Annotated in this window: 16 protein-coding genes; 8 read left to right on the plus strand and 8 right to left on the minus strand. The window is 43.2% G+C overall.

The window, feature by feature from the left end; translation table 11 throughout:
* Nucleotides 1-63 precede the first annotated feature (63 nt).
* Nucleotides 64-882: a hypothetical protein gene (locus tag MHN30_RS18720; protein WP_130165632.1), complete on the plus strand. Its 819-nt coding sequence runs from the start codon at nucleotides 64-66 to the stop codon at nucleotides 880-882.
* Nucleotides 883-1,230: 348 nt separating this feature from the next.
* Here the strand turns inward: MHN30_RS18720 and MHN30_RS18725 are convergent, their stop codons facing one another.
* From MHN30_RS18725 to MHN30_RS18735, 3 genes are read right to left on the minus strand one after another with little or no spacing between them, the layout of a single operon-like run.
* Nucleotides 1,231-1,563 carry a DUF3325 domain-containing protein gene (locus MHN30_RS18725; protein ID WP_130165633.1) on the minus strand — a complete coding sequence of 111 codons (333 nt, stop codon included), beginning with the start codon at nucleotides 1,561-1,563 and terminating at the stop codon, nucleotides 1,231-1,233.
* On the minus strand, nucleotides 1,563-3,146 hold the full coding sequence (locus MHN30_RS18730) for a PepSY-associated TM helix domain-containing protein (RefSeq protein ID WP_130165634.1): 1,584 nt from the start codon (nucleotides 3,144-3,146) through the stop codon (nucleotides 1,563-1,565). The genes MHN30_RS18725 and MHN30_RS18730 overlap by 1 nt, the downstream gene beginning before the upstream one ends.
* Nucleotides 3,143-3,448: a hypothetical protein gene (locus MHN30_RS18735; protein ID WP_010376045.1), complete on the minus strand. Its 306-nt coding sequence runs from the start codon at nucleotides 3,446-3,448 to the stop codon at nucleotides 3,143-3,145. The genes MHN30_RS18730 and MHN30_RS18735 overlap by 4 nt, the downstream gene beginning before the upstream one ends.
* 195 nt (nucleotides 3,449-3,643) lie before the next feature.
* On the opposite strand from MHN30_RS18735, the gene MHN30_RS18740 reads away from it, so the two are divergent.
* Nucleotides 3,644-4,210, plus strand: a complete 567-nt coding sequence (locus MHN30_RS18740) for a uracil-DNA glycosylase family protein (protein ID WP_130165635.1) — start codon at nucleotides 3,644-3,646, stop codon at nucleotides 4,208-4,210.
* Nucleotides 4,211-4,409: 199 nt separating this feature from the next.
* Nucleotides 4,410-4,766 carry a hypothetical protein gene (locus tag MHN30_RS18745; RefSeq protein WP_010605604.1) on the plus strand — a complete coding sequence of 119 codons (357 nt, stop codon included), beginning with the start codon at nucleotides 4,410-4,412 and terminating at the stop codon, nucleotides 4,764-4,766.
* Between the two features lie 51 nt (nucleotides 4,767-4,817).
* Here the strand turns inward: MHN30_RS18745 and MHN30_RS18750 are convergent, their stop codons facing one another.
* Nucleotides 4,818-5,663 carry an SDR family oxidoreductase gene (locus tag MHN30_RS18750; protein WP_130165636.1) on the minus strand — a complete coding sequence of 282 codons (846 nt, stop codon included), beginning with the start codon at nucleotides 5,661-5,663 and terminating at the stop codon, nucleotides 4,818-4,820.
* 103 nt (nucleotides 5,664-5,766) lie between these two features.
* Between MHN30_RS18750 and MHN30_RS18755 the strand changes: the two genes are divergently transcribed.
* Entirely contained in the window at nucleotides 5,767-6,663 is an 897-nt protein-coding gene (locus tag MHN30_RS18755; RefSeq protein WP_010605606.1) for a LysR family transcriptional regulator, read from the plus strand.
* A 135-nt stretch (nucleotides 6,664-6,798) separates the two neighbouring features.
* On the plus strand, nucleotides 6,799-7,218 hold the full coding sequence (locus tag MHN30_RS18760; protein WP_130165637.1) for a DoxX family protein: 420 nt from the start codon (nucleotides 6,799-6,801) through the stop codon (nucleotides 7,216-7,218).
* A gap of 299 nt (nucleotides 7,219-7,517) precedes the next feature.
* Here the strand turns inward: MHN30_RS18760 and MHN30_RS18765 are convergent, their stop codons facing one another.
* The 3 genes from MHN30_RS18765 to MHN30_RS18775 all read right to left on the minus strand — a co-directional run bounded on the left by MHN30_RS18765 (nucleotide 7,518) and on the right by MHN30_RS18775 (nucleotide 9,790).
* Nucleotides 7,518-8,243 (minus strand): ABC transporter permease, encoded by a 726-nt coding sequence (locus tag MHN30_RS18765; protein WP_039495447.1) that lies wholly within the window; start codon nucleotides 8,241-8,243, stop codon nucleotides 7,518-7,520.
* A 2-nt stretch (nucleotides 8,244-8,245) separates the two neighbouring features.
* Nucleotides 8,246-9,133, minus strand: coding sequence for an ABC transporter ATP-binding protein (locus tag MHN30_RS18770; protein ID WP_239360722.1), 888 nt, complete (start codon nucleotides 9,131-9,133; stop codon nucleotides 8,246-8,248).
* Between the two features lie 147 nt (nucleotides 9,134-9,280).
* Nucleotides 9,281-9,790 carry a DUF2141 domain-containing protein gene (locus MHN30_RS18775; protein ID WP_010376030.1) on the minus strand — a complete coding sequence of 170 codons (510 nt, stop codon included), beginning with the start codon at nucleotides 9,788-9,790 and terminating at the stop codon, nucleotides 9,281-9,283.
* Between the two features lie 270 nt (nucleotides 9,791-10,060).
* Here MHN30_RS18775 and MHN30_RS18780 point away from each other — a divergent pair, with 270 nt between their 5' ends.
* From MHN30_RS18780 to MHN30_RS18790, 3 genes are all read left to right on the plus strand, one after another.
* Nucleotides 10,061-10,348: a pirin-like C-terminal cupin domain-containing protein gene (locus MHN30_RS18780; protein ID WP_239360723.1), complete on the plus strand. Its 288-nt coding sequence runs from the start codon at nucleotides 10,061-10,063 to the stop codon at nucleotides 10,346-10,348.
* Between the two features lie 9 nt (nucleotides 10,349-10,357).
* A complete protein-coding gene (locus MHN30_RS18785) occupies nucleotides 10,358-11,341 on the plus strand; it encodes a glutathione S-transferase family protein (RefSeq protein WP_239360724.1) in 984 nt (327 codons plus the stop codon).
* A 154-nt stretch (nucleotides 11,342-11,495) separates the two neighbouring features.
* A complete protein-coding gene (locus tag MHN30_RS18790) occupies nucleotides 11,496-14,894 on the plus strand; it encodes an ATP-binding protein (protein ID WP_239360725.1) in 3,399 nt (1,132 codons plus the stop codon).
* Nucleotides 14,895-14,940: 46 nt separating this feature from the next.
* Here the strand turns inward: MHN30_RS18790 and MHN30_RS18795 are convergent, their stop codons facing one another.
* On the minus strand, nucleotides 14,941-15,519 hold the full coding sequence (locus MHN30_RS18795) for a DJ-1/PfpI family protein (protein WP_239360727.1): 579 nt from the start codon (nucleotides 15,517-15,519) through the stop codon (nucleotides 14,941-14,943).
* Nucleotides 15,520-15,744 lie beyond the last annotated feature (225 nt).

Consider the following 15,744-nt stretch of genomic DNA (forward strand, 5'->3'; position numbering starts at 1 on the left):
GAGGGCAATTCATTGTTTTTATTACAGCTTTAAAGTTACACTTGTTTTAAGACAGGAGTGGGTTTGAAATACGTGAAGAAGTTGCTGGTTTTTATTATTGTTACGGGGTTAGTCGTTATAACATGGTTATTTACACAAGATAACAGTATTCAGCTTACTCCGTTCGTGGGTGAAAATTCAAACTTAATCAAGGTATTACCTCAAGAAGAGCGCCTTGTTGAGAAGTCAAATGCTCAACAACCGCTTTTGCTTCATGCTCACGAGAGTTCTGATGAGCTCTACGAGCAAGCAAACAAAATAAGAATATGCAGAAGAGTGCCTAAAACGCAGAGTGAACTCGACACTTGGGCTGAACAAGCGCATGCTAATGATGAGTACTATGAAATCATAGATAGTATGTATAGAAAATTTAAAGTGTGCTTAGGCAGCGCAGATCGCGATGGCCCTTATGTTGACATGTTGATAGAAGCTGCTGAAAAGGGCTCAGATAAAGCAGTGTCTTTGCTTTGGCTACTGGGCGACGTTGAGCTGGTTGATGAGCTGAAGTTAAAAGATGTCCCAAGAGATGAACAAGTTTCGCGTCGACAAGCATTTATCGCGACTAAGTATCGCTTAGCGCACAAGGTTGCACTTCAAGGTGGTGAGAATTCGATGCTAAAGCTTATCTCTGGCTTTCAACACTTAGATCCACAAACTGGTGGGCAGGATTATGTTAAGTCTCTCGCTTTTGCTTACTTTTTTGTAGAAGTGGTGAGTAACAGTGACGTATTTGGCAGAGTTGAGTGGACAATCAGAGATCTCGAGGGAAAAATGTCACCAGAAGAAATTACTCAAGCCAACGAACTGACTCGTGACTTTTTAGCGCAGCATAGAGCGCTATAGACCTTGAAGGTAAGATAAAACTTAAGCTCGGAGCAGAGCTGAGTTACTCTTCTCGCTTTTTGGATCAAAATTTAACTAACCAATAGTATTCTTTTGGCGCTTAGATCAGGATTTTACTAAGCTAGTCCGAAAACAAGACTGTCAGATCATATTTTTACCAACTGATTAAGCTTATTGGGCTCATTAGATCACGATTTTACTAACCTACCTTAGTTTGAGTTGGTAAATTTGCGGTGTATATCGTCATTATTGCTGATATTTTATGCTAAATGATGTGGTTTCAAAGAGTTAACAAAGGAATGTTAGTAAAATTGTGATCTAAAAAAGGCGCCGTTAGTGGCGCCTTAGTTAAAATATGATCCAATATAGCGTACTGAGCAGCATAGCGATAATGACTAGGTAAAATAGTGATCTGAAGTAACTAGGTTTGGTCGCAAAGATAGCGATAAGTAGTAATACTGCCAAGGTCATATAACCAATAAACTCTAAGCTACCGTAGGTCCCCTGAGTTTTAAGAGCAAGTGCTAAGCTGCCGCCGAGGCAGAGCCAGCTGGCAATGGTTAATTGGTTTGTTACGTTACCTTTTGGACGTGTACCAAATACTTCTTTATAGTGATTGGGCTTTGCTACTGCAAAACCCATAAATGCTAGTAGGCAAAGTAAAAACGTTAGCCATTCCATTAGGCGTTTACCTCGCGTTTTGCTTGGCGACGCGGTGTCGCTGGTGCTGCTTTGGTACTGCCGAGCTTTTTGGCTTGAACCAAGAAACCGAACGCGATACCAATAGCCATCGCGTCAAAACCAAATAATACCCACTGACCATTAATGAAATAGCTCACGAGGCTGCCATCAGTGGTTAGCATGTTTACGACAGGCAGTAAGCCCCATATGATTGCATTTACTTTCGCAGATAGCAGCCACGCTAGCCTATCCGACTTAAATAGAGCGGCCAGAGTGAATATTCCCCACGTAACAAAGAACGCCAGAACTTCTTTGTCTGCACGTCCCGCTAATTCCATTGGAAGCAATCGGTTTGCATAAAAGAACATCGCCGTTGCGGCTGGTAGACCCATAATGGTGCCTAAATTGAGCGACTCCACAAGCCTAAGGCCTACACCCGGCTTGTCATCACCTTTGAGCTTTTGGCGCAGTCTTTTTGCCCACATAACCGCACCAGTAGCAATCATGGCACATCCCGCTAATCCAGCAACAAAGTATAACCAACGCAAAAGCGGCTCTGCTAAACGTCCGGTGTGCAGTGCTATCATTCCGCCGTAGAGATTTTCAGCGCCAGACAGTGTCACATTGTGCGTTTTTAACAGCTCACCTGATACCGCGCTATACATCCAGCTTGGTGGGTCATCCTGAACAGTACGTTGAGCATTGGCATAAAGCTTAATCGTTGCGCTTGCATCCCCTGGCGATGAGATCACAATGCGGCGAAGCGGTGCGTCACCAGAGTTAGTAAAATAATGATCTAACGCTGTATTTAATGCGAGCTCCTTCAATGGTTGTCCTGTTTCAGGGATCGCAGCAAGAAAGGGGTAGCGTTCGGCTCGGAGCGTTTTTGTATCTTCAAAGCGCTGCTCAGTTGGTTGTGGCAGCAACATAAAAATAAGCGTCACTAAGCCGGTATAAGTGATCATAATATGAAACGGTAATGCCACTACGGAAGAGAGATTGTGGGCGTCTAGCCAACTTCTCAGTCCTTTCCCGTTTCTAAATTGGAATAGATCTTTGAAAATGCGTTTATGGATCACTACGCCAGAAATAAGCGCAATCAGCATAAACAGAGTCGCAAAACAGACAATCCAGCGCGCGGTGATTGCGTTCATGTAGTGCAAGTCAAAATGTAGGCGGTAGAAAAAGTTACCACCTTTGGTTTCTCTAAACTCAGGAAGTGCCTCCAGCGTTACTGGGTCAAGATACTCAGAGTGACGTTTTCCACGTCTTTCCCCTTCGGCTGGCTTTTCGGAGTACATCAATAGCAGGCTTGGGCGGCGCTCCGTTGGCATTTCAATACGCCAAGACTCTGCGTTTGGTGCTATATCTTGAAACCGTTCGATACTCTTTTTAACGGTTTCATTTTGTTGAGCGCTACCGTAATGAGGTAGATGATGTGTCGCAGGTTGTGCCCACAGACTGATCTCATGTCTGAAAAAACTCGCTGTACCGGCAAAAAAGATTAAAAACAGCAACCAACAAACGAGTAAACCAACCCAAGTGTGTAGCCAAGTCATACTGCGGAAAAATGACTCTCTCACAGGGAGCCTCCAAAATGCGTCAGTGCGCCGTAGAGAATACAAAGTAGTCCGATCATGCCAAGAAATACTTTTCTAAAAGAGCGGCATCCAAACACCCAAATAAAAACGATGGCGTAAAAGACGATGCCGGTTGTTAATGCATATAAAAGCGCATCTAGGCGCGGAGTAGGTAAAGTTAAAGCTAACAAAGATGAAGCCAAAACGGTCACGTAATAGCCGCCGAAAATAGCGATGAAAAAGCGTGCTAGCACTTCAGCTCTGTACAAAATAGCCTTATTGTTTGTGTTATCCCGACTAGGCATAGCACCTCTTAAAAAGACAGAAAACGTAATAGAATATTATCCAATAATTTGCATCTAAATGATAGTGATTCGTACTTGTTTTAAGTCGAGTGGAGGTGTTTTAACGACTAAGTGCTTTTGGTTCAATGGGGTTTTGAATGTGGTTATGCCATAATGACTCTCGGTGCGATTGGGTAAAATAAGAAGTAAGGGAAGATGGATACTTTTGAACGTGTTAGGCAGTGCAAGCTTTGTGATAAAACGCTTCCCATGGGGGCAAAACCTATCATCCAAGGCAGTTATAAGGCCAAAGTCTTAATTATAGGCCAAGCGCCGGGGTTAAAAGCACATCAAACCTGTCAGCCGTTTAATGATCCAAGTGGAGATAGATTGCGAGACTGGCTGGGTGTAAGTCGAATACAGTTTTATAACCCTGAACTCTTTGCCATTATGCCAATGGCATTTTGTTACCCTGGTAAAGGGAAATCTGGAGATTTACCACCACCTAAAATCTGCGCGCCCACGTGGCATTCTCAGGTGCTAGCTACACTCAGCCACGTATCGCTGACACTACTTATTGGGCAATATGCGCAAAAATACTACTTAACGCAATATTCATCAGTAACTGAGATGGTAAAAAATGCTGACTTTTCCAGTCAAAGTCATTTGCCATTACCTCATCCTAGCCCCCGTAATCAGATCTGGTTAAAAAAGCACGACTGGTTTGAAAAAGACAGTGTACCGCAGTTAAAGACAAGAGTTTCAGCTGCGCTATCATCTTGATAACGCGCTAATTAAGCTTTCACTTAATGCTTTAGGGTTAGGTTTAAAATCAAAGGCAATCTGATAGGTTTAAAACTAAGGAATAAAGGTCATATCAGCCAACATTTATCACCATTTAGTTGCGTAATTACGAGTATTACCTCATACTCCAGCCTGTTTACATAACAAACACTTTTTAACATTTTCAAAGGACTTGATAATGATATACAAAACTACCGGTTGGGCTGCTGTACTCCTTTCTCTCGTCGCATTTTATCCTAGTATGCAACCTGGTGCGTTTTCCGTTATAGGCTTCTACTTATGCCTGTTTTCCCTCATTATCGCAGCATTTGCGAGCCATATGGATAAACCGATTTATTTTCGCAGCGTGATCACACTGTCTCTTGTTAACATCTTGTTAGTGAATGATGGTACTCGTGCAAGCCTTTGGTTTGGCCAAAGCGACTGGGTTTATATCGGCTCTATGTACGGTATCTTTTTAGTCGTGGTGAGTATTTGTGGTTTTCTAGTGAGCCGAGACTTATTGATATCAACCTTAGAAGGTAAGGTTGAGTAAAAAATAAGTGCACAAGCAAAGCCTGTGCACTATATCAGCGGTAAAATACGCTTAACTCTTTGCGAGCGACTGGGCCACCGTTGTGGTCGGGCGACCAATCAACTGGCTGAGCGCATTACTCTGGGTTGCCAAATATCCTTGCTGTGCTTGTGCCTCGGCGTCAACCAATAACGCAGCAAACGCTGCTGGCACGCCAAGAGCAACCAAGTAGGCCAAGTATTCTTCTTCAGATACAAACTTTGCTTTTACTTCAACTTGAGTATGCTTTGACACCGCTTGTGCCAAACCTTCAATTGTAAATGCGTTATCGCCAGCCAGCTCATAGACTGAATTATCATGGCCAGAACTACTTAATACGGTTGCAGCAGCCAGTGCGTAGTCTGCACGAGCAGCGCTATTGATCTGAGCTTGCGGCGCGATTGAGGTAATGGCATTATTTGCTGTAAATACAGGTACTAAATCAGTGTAGTTCTCGTTATACCATCCATTTCTCAGCATGCTATAAGCCACGCCGCTTGCTCTCAAATACGCCTCTGTTTCTTTGTGCTCTTTAGCCAGTTCCAGTGGTGAGTTGTCCACATTCAAAATACTGGTATAGGCGATTAAGCGCACTTGGTTTTTCACTGCGGCGTCAATAACTGCTTTGTGTTGAGGTGTGCGGCTTCCGATCTGATTGCCTGAGATCAGCAGCAGCTTTTCAACACCTGCAAGTGCTGCATCAAGTGTATGCGGTTTGTCATAATCAGCTTGCCTTACGGTGATCCCTAAATTGGTGAGTGCCTTTCCTTTATCGAGATCTCTGACAAGAGCCACGATGTGCTTGGCTGGTATCTTCTGTGCCAAAAACTCGATAACTAATTGACCTAATTTGCCTGTTGCGCCTGTGATTGCGATCATGATGTATACCTCTTTTGAAAATGAGAATGTATTGGATGTGGCTATTATGCGTGGTAATTTTTGTTATCATAAGTGGGTTAATTCGATATGGTGAGTTCTGAAATTGAGTACAATAGACTTAAATGCATTAAAACTATTAGCAATATTTGCAACGGTTGTGGATGCGGGAAGCTTTGCTCAAGCTGCGCGAAAGCTCGCGACTAGCCGTTCTAGAGTGAGTGAACAAGTGTCCCAGTTAGAGACCATGCTGGGTGTTCGACTACTGCAGCGTAGCACGAGGCAACTCACGCTAACGCGAGAGGGGCGTGACATTTTGGCTCAAGCGCATTCATTGCACGCTATTTTGGATGATGTTGAGGTATTGCTCGATAACAAAGAGCCTCATGGTATGGTCTCAATAACCATGACACACGACACCGCACATAAGTTTCTGTTACCAAAACTTTCTGAGCTCACGGCGCGATATCCGAAGATCCAATTAAATATCATCGTTGATGATGACAAGCGCGATATTATTAACGACCAAATAGATCTCGCCATCAGGGTTGGCTTTCCTAAAGACAGCGCACTGATTGCAAGGCAATTACATCAAGAATGTTTTAAGCTCTATGCAAGTCCTAAACTGATAGCATTGCATGGGTTACCAAGCAAAGACACACAGCTAAACCAGCTACCTTGGTTACTGTTAGAGCAGGCTAAATCAACGGGGATGACGCAGTTTTATCGTGGTGGTGAAGCCGTAAACTTTACACCAACTCAAGTACATTGGTGCAATTCCCCCATGCTGTTACAACAAATGACAGTGGCAGGATTAGGAGTTGCGCAATTATTGCCTTCTACTGTGAAGCAAGAAGTTGAGCGTGGGGAGTTACAAATGATCTGTCCAGAGTTAAGTAGCGAGCAACTGGTGTTTTCTCTCATTTATCCATCACGTAAACAAATTCCGCCTAGAACACGGGCGGTGATTGACTACCTATTGGAAGCGAATCTGTTTGGATAGCTTTAATTCTTTTTAATAGAATGATGTGTGATATTTTTACTAATTTAATTATTTTAAAGCGAACGTATACTTTCTTCCAACGGCTCATCACCGAGAGTCAATCCAATGTCGTCTATATTTATCGAGGAAAGTATCATGAACCTAATTAACATCATTAAACCGAACAGTACAATGGCATCAGTATTATCTTTATTTGGCCGAGTAGGGCTGTCAGCCATTTTTATACTGGCTGCTATTAATAAAATCCAATACTTCGAAGGTAATGCTGCATACATGGCTTCAAGTGGATTACCAAGCGAGCTGCTGCCATTGGTTATAGCCTTTGAATTGATAGGAGGGCTTTTCATTCTTGCGGGGGCATATACTCAACTGACAGCGATTGCATTTGCAGGGTTTAGTATTGTCAGTGCGTTGCTGTTTCACTTTGATCTGGCCGACCAAATGCAGTTCTTAATGTTTTTTAAAAATATTGCAATGGCTGGTGGCTTTCTCGCACTTGCCGTGTCAGGTGCTGGTAAATTCAGTATCGATAGTAAGCTCGTAGAGAGTAAGTAACCTGAGCTGCGGATAATTAATGCCTTTCTAGCAGCCAGTTTTAGCGCTAACTGCGTTGAATTCACTTCCAATAGCCAGCTATTGGTGCGTAAATTCGCCTTGCCTACAGGATGTAGGTACCTTAGCGAGAGCAGGACGCGGACGCGGTGTTTTCCCTAAAACTCTCTGGCTAGACAAGGAAAAAACTAAGTTGTGCTTTAGCAACAATGAGTTGGAACATTCCTTATCCAAACCTCAGGTTAAGTAATTACAAAATAAAAGCGCACAGGGTTGGGACCGTGCGCTTTTTGGTTGTCCTGTTAAGCCTTTTTAAATTTAATTTGTGCGACAAAAAATAATGCTAGCGTTTGTGTAATTAGGACGGCCGCATGGAGGTAAACTGGAAAACCCAAGGTGGCATCAATGGTCGAAAGCGCCAATTGGGAAATATGGAAAGTGGGCAACAGCCAAGCAAACCATTGCATTGCTTCAGGAAATAGCGTGATAGGTAGCCACAGGCCAGAAAGCAATGAGAGTGGTAGGTAAACTAAATTAACCACTGCAGGTGCCGCTTTTGCTGATACTGACAGCCCAACTAACAGCCCTAACATACACAAAGGCAAGGTGCCGAGTAGGGCAATGGCAATCACGAGTAACCATTGAGCTAAACTTAAAGACACGCCAGAAAATAATGCCAGCAAGCTCATTAGGCAGGCTACGAGCAATGAAAAAGCCGTCGCACTCACACATTTTGCGAGCAGATACTGATAGGGAGAAACGGGAGAGAGCTGCTTGAGTATCAGCCAACCATTTTGCTTTTCAAGGGCGACGTTAACGCCAAAGGAAAATAGCGCAGGTCCTATCATGCCAAAAATCAAATAATTGATATACATATAGTTATGGGAGTCATGATGACTGAACACCACGCCGAAGAAAAGATAAAACAAGCAAGGAAATAGGGTGGCTGGGATCACAAAACCCTTACTTCTAAATGTGCTCAAAAGTTCAGTTTTGCTTTCAAGTATAAAGGATGCTGTATTTATCATGGCTAAGCGCTCCTAGGATTCATTAGGGATAAATAAGCTTCTTCGAGGCTCATTGGGGCTACATACAAATTGCGGATAGAAAATTTCTCTAATAACTGCTGCAAAATATGGTTTGGCTCGTCCGTCAATATAGTGAACTGATCACCTTTAACATTCAGATCTATCATGGGAAGTGCGTTAACCAGTGCAGCTGCAGACAGGTCGCTGGTGAACTTGATTTGTGAGCGACGATAGGTGTTGGCAAGCTCAGGTATGTCGTTAAGCTTGGTACATTTTCCTTCGTTTAAAACTAACAATTCATCCGCTAATGCTTCCGCCTCGTGAAGATAGTGAGTGGTAAGGAGTACCGTTTTATTTTGTTGTTTTAACGTCCGTACGGCCTGCCACAGTTGCTGCCTCGACTCTACATCCATACCAACACTAGGTTCATCCAAAAAAACAATGTCGGGGTTGCCTGCTAGTGCAATTGCCATAAACAGTCGTTGCTTTTGACCTCCAGATAACGTATCGAAAGTTTGTTCTAAAAATGGTGCTAATTGGCAGAGGGAAATTAGCCGCTCCAATGGAATTGGGGCTTGATGGTAACTTGCAAATAACGCCAGAAACTCCTTCACCTTGGTTTGCAGAGGTAGTCCGCCTAACTGCATCATGGCACCCACGCGCTGGCGACAAAAATCAGACTCAGGCTGATGGCCAAGAACTGAAACTCGTCCTGATGTGGGTCTTAGTCTGCCAAGCATTATATTGATCAGGGTGGTTTTTCCTGCGCCATTTGGACCAAGAATGGAATATACCTTACCCTGTTCAAGCGTAAGGTTTAGGTCTGCTAATATTGGCTTAGTATTGTTGTATGCAAAACTGATATTTGATAACTCAATGGCATTGCTCACGGTCTTCGCTCCTACTGAACTGTACTATTTGCAGTATGCGCTGCTGTAAGATGAAGCGTGAGTGAGGGTTGTCAGAAAATAAAATGACAAATGTCAGAACTTAAAAAGAGAACTCACAGGCATTGCAACACCTGTGAGTATTCAGCATTACAGCCCTGTCATTTTTGATAAATGCGTAGAGAGGGCAAGTTGGATCTTAGTGTCAGGGGCCTTTACAGTAAACAAAGCCTCTTCAAAATCTCCTTTTGAAAAGCTATCGTGAATGTTATTCGACAGCGCATAAGGCTCACTTGGCATGCCGGTAAATGGGAAGATCATCCGATCCATGCCGCCATCACCATCTTCGTCATGGATCACGTGGATCGCATACTGGCCTGCAGGCACGCCTTCAAAAGTGACCGTCGTGGTAGGAGTTTGCGGTGTGACAATCAGCTTGCGAAAAAAGTGAGCGTCTGGATCATTCACATTTTTATCGCTGTGGTAGTCAGCGCTGTTGTCAAATAGCAGTACTAGCATTTGACCATCGGTATTGGTCACATCAGTGATCTCAACCGTAAGATTCGTTGGGGGACCTGCAACCGTATTTACGCTTACCGGACTTGTTGAACTACACGCCGCAAGTAGTGCCAGCGCAAACAATAAACTTAGGGACCTCATCCTTTGCTCCTATTAAGGGTTAAATTGTAGCTCCACAAGCTTGTCAGATAATTGTGTAAATACTGTTAAAAATTGTTAGATGCGAGCAGTGTTAAAGACTGTTCTGACCAGTATGACCGCGCGCTGTAATAGATGGGAATAATCATTCGATGTAATAGAACGAAATAGCCAAATTTGACTAATTTTATTCTCGCGCAGGTTTGGTAGGCTAACTATTAAATAATTGCGCTGAACTTATTACCCCAAGTTCAGGTTAACCCGAGAGCTATTATGAAAATTATCCGAACTAACAAAGCACAGGCAACACAAGATGGTGCTGGCGTAAATATTAACCGCATCGCTGGATTTGAAAACTATGGGGAGCAAACGCTGCTTGAGCTTGACCCCAGCCAAAACCTTGATCTCTTAGCTACGGATGATGTTGGCTTTTTGATCCTCGCAGGGCAGCCGATTAATGAAAAAATAGCGCATATGGGACCATTTGTGATGAATACCCAAGAGGAGCTTCATCAAGCGGTAAAAGATTATCAACAAGGACGCTTCGGCGATATTGTATAGGAGGTTTACATGGGATTATTAATTGACGGTCAATGGCACGATAAGTGGTATGACACAAAAAGTAGCCAAGGCAAGTTTGAGCGTGAGTCTGCAAAACTAAGAAATTGGGTAACAGCAGACGGCAGTACAGGGCCAACGGGTAAAGCGGGCTTTAAAGCCGAGTCCGGACGTTACCATTTGTATGTTTCCCTTGCGTGTCCTTGGGCTCATAGAACGCTTATTTTCAGACAGCTTAAACAATTAGAGGCGCATATTGATGTCTCGATTGTAGACCCAGATATGTTAGATCAAGGTTGGTGCTTTACCAGTCAGCGGCCAGAAGTCGGTGATAGCCTGTATCAGCTCAGTTTTATGCATCAGCTGTATACGAAAAACGACCCAAATTATTCGGGTCGAGTCACGGTGCCAGTCCTTTGGGATAAACAAACGGAGCAGATCGTGAGCAACGAATCGAGTGAAATCATTCGTATGTTTAATCGTGCGTTTAACCAGATAACGGGAAACGACACCGATTATTACCCAGAGGCGTTACAGCATGAAATCGATGAAATAAACGAATTTGTTTATCACAATATCAACAATGGCGTATATAAGTCCGGATTTGCGACAACCCAAGATGCTTATCACAATGCGGTAAGCGCGTTATTTAACGCGCTAGATAAGCTCGAAGCAAGACTCGCTGCGCAACGTTATCTTGTGAAAGGACAATTAACGGAAGCCGACTGGAGACTATTTACGACTCTCATCCGTTTCGACAGCGTGTACCATGGTCACTTCAAGTGCAACATTAAGCAAATCGAAGATTACCCCAATATTTCTGCGTATGTGCGTGACTTATATCAACATCAAGGTATTGCAGATACGGTTGATTTTTACCACATTAAAAGGCACTACTACTTTAGCCATACGATGATCAATCCAACCCAGGTAGTACCAGAAGGGCCAAGCATTGATTATCACCGTTTTCATAACCGTAAAGGCATCACGTTGTAAATAACCTCCGTGTGCAGGGTAAGTAATCTTTGTCTTTGTTTCTATTTGGACTAGATTTAATAATGCGTTTGCTTGTAGCTGCCCTTTGTGCTTAAGTGCAAACGCATTTTAGGTCTTTATGCCTAACAGTTAGGCCACTGTCCAAGGAGAAAATGTGTCTTCTTCCAATATTGCTAAGGGCGCTATTGTACTGCTGCTCGCCGTGATGGTGAGTGCCATCTTATATTTTGAAAACAGTATCCATCGTGACCTGAACGAGGGCTTTTATCAGCGCTTGGAGCAGGTACATTCGGCACAAAACAATATTTACTTGGGAGAGATCGACGATAACCGCCGGTTTCTTTATTTTCTGCTAGATACCCCGCCAATTCAGGGTATCGCCAGAGCGGAAAAAAACGATGGTATCGACCCTCAAGAAAACACGCCGCTTGATGTTTGGCGGGCACGACTAAGTACGATTTTTAGGTCAATGTTATATTCGTATGATGGCCTTAACCAAATCCGCCTACTTGACGCCCATACAGGCGTTGAGATGGTTAGGGTTGAACGGCAGCTAGGGCAGGTTATCGCTGTACCTGATAGCAAACTACAGGATAAGAGCGAAAGTGATTACTTTATCCAAGCACTGCAACTGCCAGAGCGCACTATCTATTCCACAACTATCAACTTAAATCGCGAGCACGGACAAGTCGTCACGCCTTTTCAACCAACCAAACGTTTTACTTTACCGACTTACGATATAGATAACGACTTATTTGGTATATTGGTAATTAATACCAATGCTGAAAAGATGATAGATAGAATTGTCTCTCAAGCGCCAAGTATGCAAAAAGTGATGCTCTTAGGTGCAGATGACTCGTTTATTTATCATCCTGAATTTTCGCTACGATACAGCAAAGATATAAACCCCGAAATCAACTTTCAAACATTATATCGCGTGACGCCATGGTCCAATAAAATCCAACTGGTGGAAGAAAAATCAACGGGAGAGCAGTTTCTTGCGCTCATTAGCAAGGTTGAAGGGGCTAACTTTAACAACTTAGAAGTTAAGCTCGTTAATCTTATCCCTTTTGCTGTTTATCAGCAAAGCCTCAATGAAAAACGATTAACCACCTATGTTTTACTTGCTATTGCCTGCGGTGTATTCGCTCTAGTCTTTTTTGCGTTTTGGCAATATACGAGCAGTTTACGTGCGCTCGATTCAACGCGAGCAGAGTTTAAGGCGATTTTAGATGGTGCATCAGATGGTGTGCTTGGCTTTGATAGCAACTTAAAGCTCACCAGCTTTAACGAGTCAGCACAGCGCTTCTTTAAGCCGCTGAATGACAGTCGTTTAGGTAACAACCCACAGTTTTTGCCAGAGGCTGTGCATCAGTTTTTATTTCACTATGCCAATATGGTTTTACAGGGCGAAGTGGTGGAGTCTAAGTCATTACAACTAGACTTGAACGCCCATGAAAACATCTGGCTTTCGCTTAGCTTGTCTCCAATCTACGCAGGAAATGGACGCATTCAGGGGGTTGCACTATTTGTTGAAGACATCACTGTGAAAAAAGAAGCGGAAGCACAGTTAGTTGGTGCAAATGAACGACTGGAGCAAGAGGTGAAGGAGCGTACCAAAGAGCTGGTGGACGCTCGGGATAAAGCAGCGAAAGCGTCAGAAGTGAAAAGTGCATTTATTTCCACTATCAGCCATGAAATGAGGACGCCTCTCAATGGTATTTTAGGATCACTAAACTTGGTGAGAAAAGAGCCTGTTACTAAGCACCAACATAAGTACCTAGAAATGATGGAAACGAGCTCGACTACGCTTTTGTCGTTAATTAACGATGTACTGGACCTGTCGAAGATAGAAGCGGGTAAGCTGGACATTGATAATGAGCCGTTCAACCCGCTCTCTGTCATTGAGCATGTCGCGCTGTCTATGTCGGCGAAAGCCAAAGAACAGGGTATCACTTATATTTTGGACCAAACTGGTTTAGCGCATATTGAACTGTGCGGTGATGCGGCGCGCGTTAAACAAATAATTTATAACCTCCTCAGTAACGCAATTAAATTTACTAAAAAAGGTCATGTGAAATTGACCGTTACCACCGAACAGTTAGACGACACGGTATGGCTTAAAGTCACTGTGGAAGACACTGGAGTTGGAATTGAAAAAGCTAATCAAAACAAGCTATTTCAATCGTTTAGTCAAGAATCTGCTAATACCTCGAACGAGTTTGGAGGCACAGGCCTTGGACTCTCTATTTGTAAGCAGTTAGTCGAAAAGATGCTCGGCCATATTCACTTTGAGAGTGAAAAGTTTAAAGGCAGCAAGTTTTGGTTTGAATTACCGTTTTCTAGTGCGCAAACTAAACCCACCAACGTGCCTGAAGTATTGGCCGGTAAAACAGTCTCTGTGTTCAGTGAAACCAAATTGGAGTCAGAGACTGTTGCTAAGCTTATCGCTAAATGCGGTGGTAAGTACCTTGAGAAAGAGATGCAGAGTGATATATGCATCATTACCAATGAGCAAGATTATATTCAAGTGAAATCAGCTCAAAATCATTTTGAGAAACTTATTTTAGTGGGGGATGAACTTCAGAATATTAACGATGCTGATAACATAGTGCATATCTCTTCACCTCTTCGGGTTGGAGAATTTGTCGCGCTATTTGACTTAAATAAGGCAATTCGATTACAGCCTAGCTTGAAGAAGTCAGGTGAGACAGTCGCGTTAAGTGGTAACTTGGTCGCGGGCTGTCACTTCTTGGTGGTAGACGATAATCAAATCAACCGGATTGTGGCAAAAGGTATTTTGGAAGGACAAGGAGCTAAGGTGAGCTTTGCCGTTGATGGTCAAGATGCTGTGAACAAGCTACTGTTATTTGAGCATCAAGAGGTTGATTTTGATGCTATCTTTATGGACTGTAATATGCCAGGAATGGATGGGTATCAGGCCACAAGAGCGATCCGTCAAGGTCAAGGTGGTGATAAGTATAAAGATGCGATCATTATTGCGATGACTGCCAGCGCCCTTGCGGGTGAAAAAGAACGTTGTCTCAATGCAGGAATGGATGAGTTTGTGACTAAACCTGTGGTCGTCGAACAGTTATTTGACGTGCTAGATGCGCTAGGTGTGCATGCTAAGGATGATGATTCTGTGCTTATTCACCCGTTTGAAAGCATGGCAGAAGAGCAAATAAGCCTGCCGATAAACGAAGCTGACGTGCTCGAGCGCCTCTCTGGGGACGAAGAATTACTTAAAAAGGTGTACACCTTATTCTTGAACGACTCTGAAAATCAAATGCAACAGCTTAGATTGAGTATCAAAAATAGTAATTGCGATGCATCGGCAAAATACAGCCATGCACTTAAAGGTCAAGCTGGTGATTTAGCCGCAGAAGCACTCTTTGATCTGCTTGATAAAATAGAAACTTATGCGCGTGAACACCAAGCTGGGCAGTGTAAATCACACTTGGAACAAGCGCAAAGTGAATACGATAAAGTCGTCGTATTTGCTAAAAAACGCGTGAGTGAGCTAGAGTTCGTAGATATCAACAGTGGCTAAAGTGAGTAAGGCCTTGGTTGAATAATGGTGAGGTTATTCACCATTATTAACTTCTAGGCCAGTCATAATCCATTTGGGTTGCGGTTTTTCTTGCAACAGATTGCCCAAAGCGTTTTTTCACCAGCTCTAAACTCATATCTATACCTGCCGAAATACCCGCTGAGCTAGTAAAATTCTGATCCATCATAAATCTTACGTCCTCAACGACTTCTAAAGAGGGATATTGCTCTCTCAAATCGTCGATATCCTGCCAGTGGGTGGTGACTCGCTTGCCATCAATAAGGCCTGCTTCGGCATATAAAAACACACCTGTACAAACAGATGCGCACTGAGAGGTATGATTCGCTGTTTCTGCAAGCCAATTAAGTACGTTGTGATCTCCGCAAATTTGGTGATGAAGTCCGCCGACTACGATGAGCAAATCAAACTTTGGATGCGAATAGATACTGTAATGGGGGTTTACACTCATACCGCCACGCGAGGTAACAGGAACATGACTTGGTGCGACAAGGCTGACGTTAATCGGCGTTTCGATAAATCGCTTTGCGGTGTTGAATACCTCAAACGGGCCACAAAAATCTAAACACTCCGCACCGTCATAGATAAAAATACCAACTTCCATCATTTTTTCTCACAGATCAGTTTTTTACTAACTTGGCTGATTTTAGTTAAATTTTCAAGATAAATTGTAACAACCCATGAAAAAACTCTACTCACTGTCGTTTTAGTGTCTTTAAGCTACTATGAACTCAAGCTTTTCTGCTCCATCGCAGAGAACCTTGTTTCTCCCGCAAAGCGATTGCACTTTTAGAGACGATCCGTAATATCTTACCCACGATAACAACAAGCG

Source organism: Pseudoalteromonas sp. OF7H-1 (assembly GCF_022347825.1).
Lineage (GTDB): Bacteria > Pseudomonadota > Gammaproteobacteria > Enterobacterales > Alteromonadaceae > Pseudoalteromonas > Pseudoalteromonas maricaloris.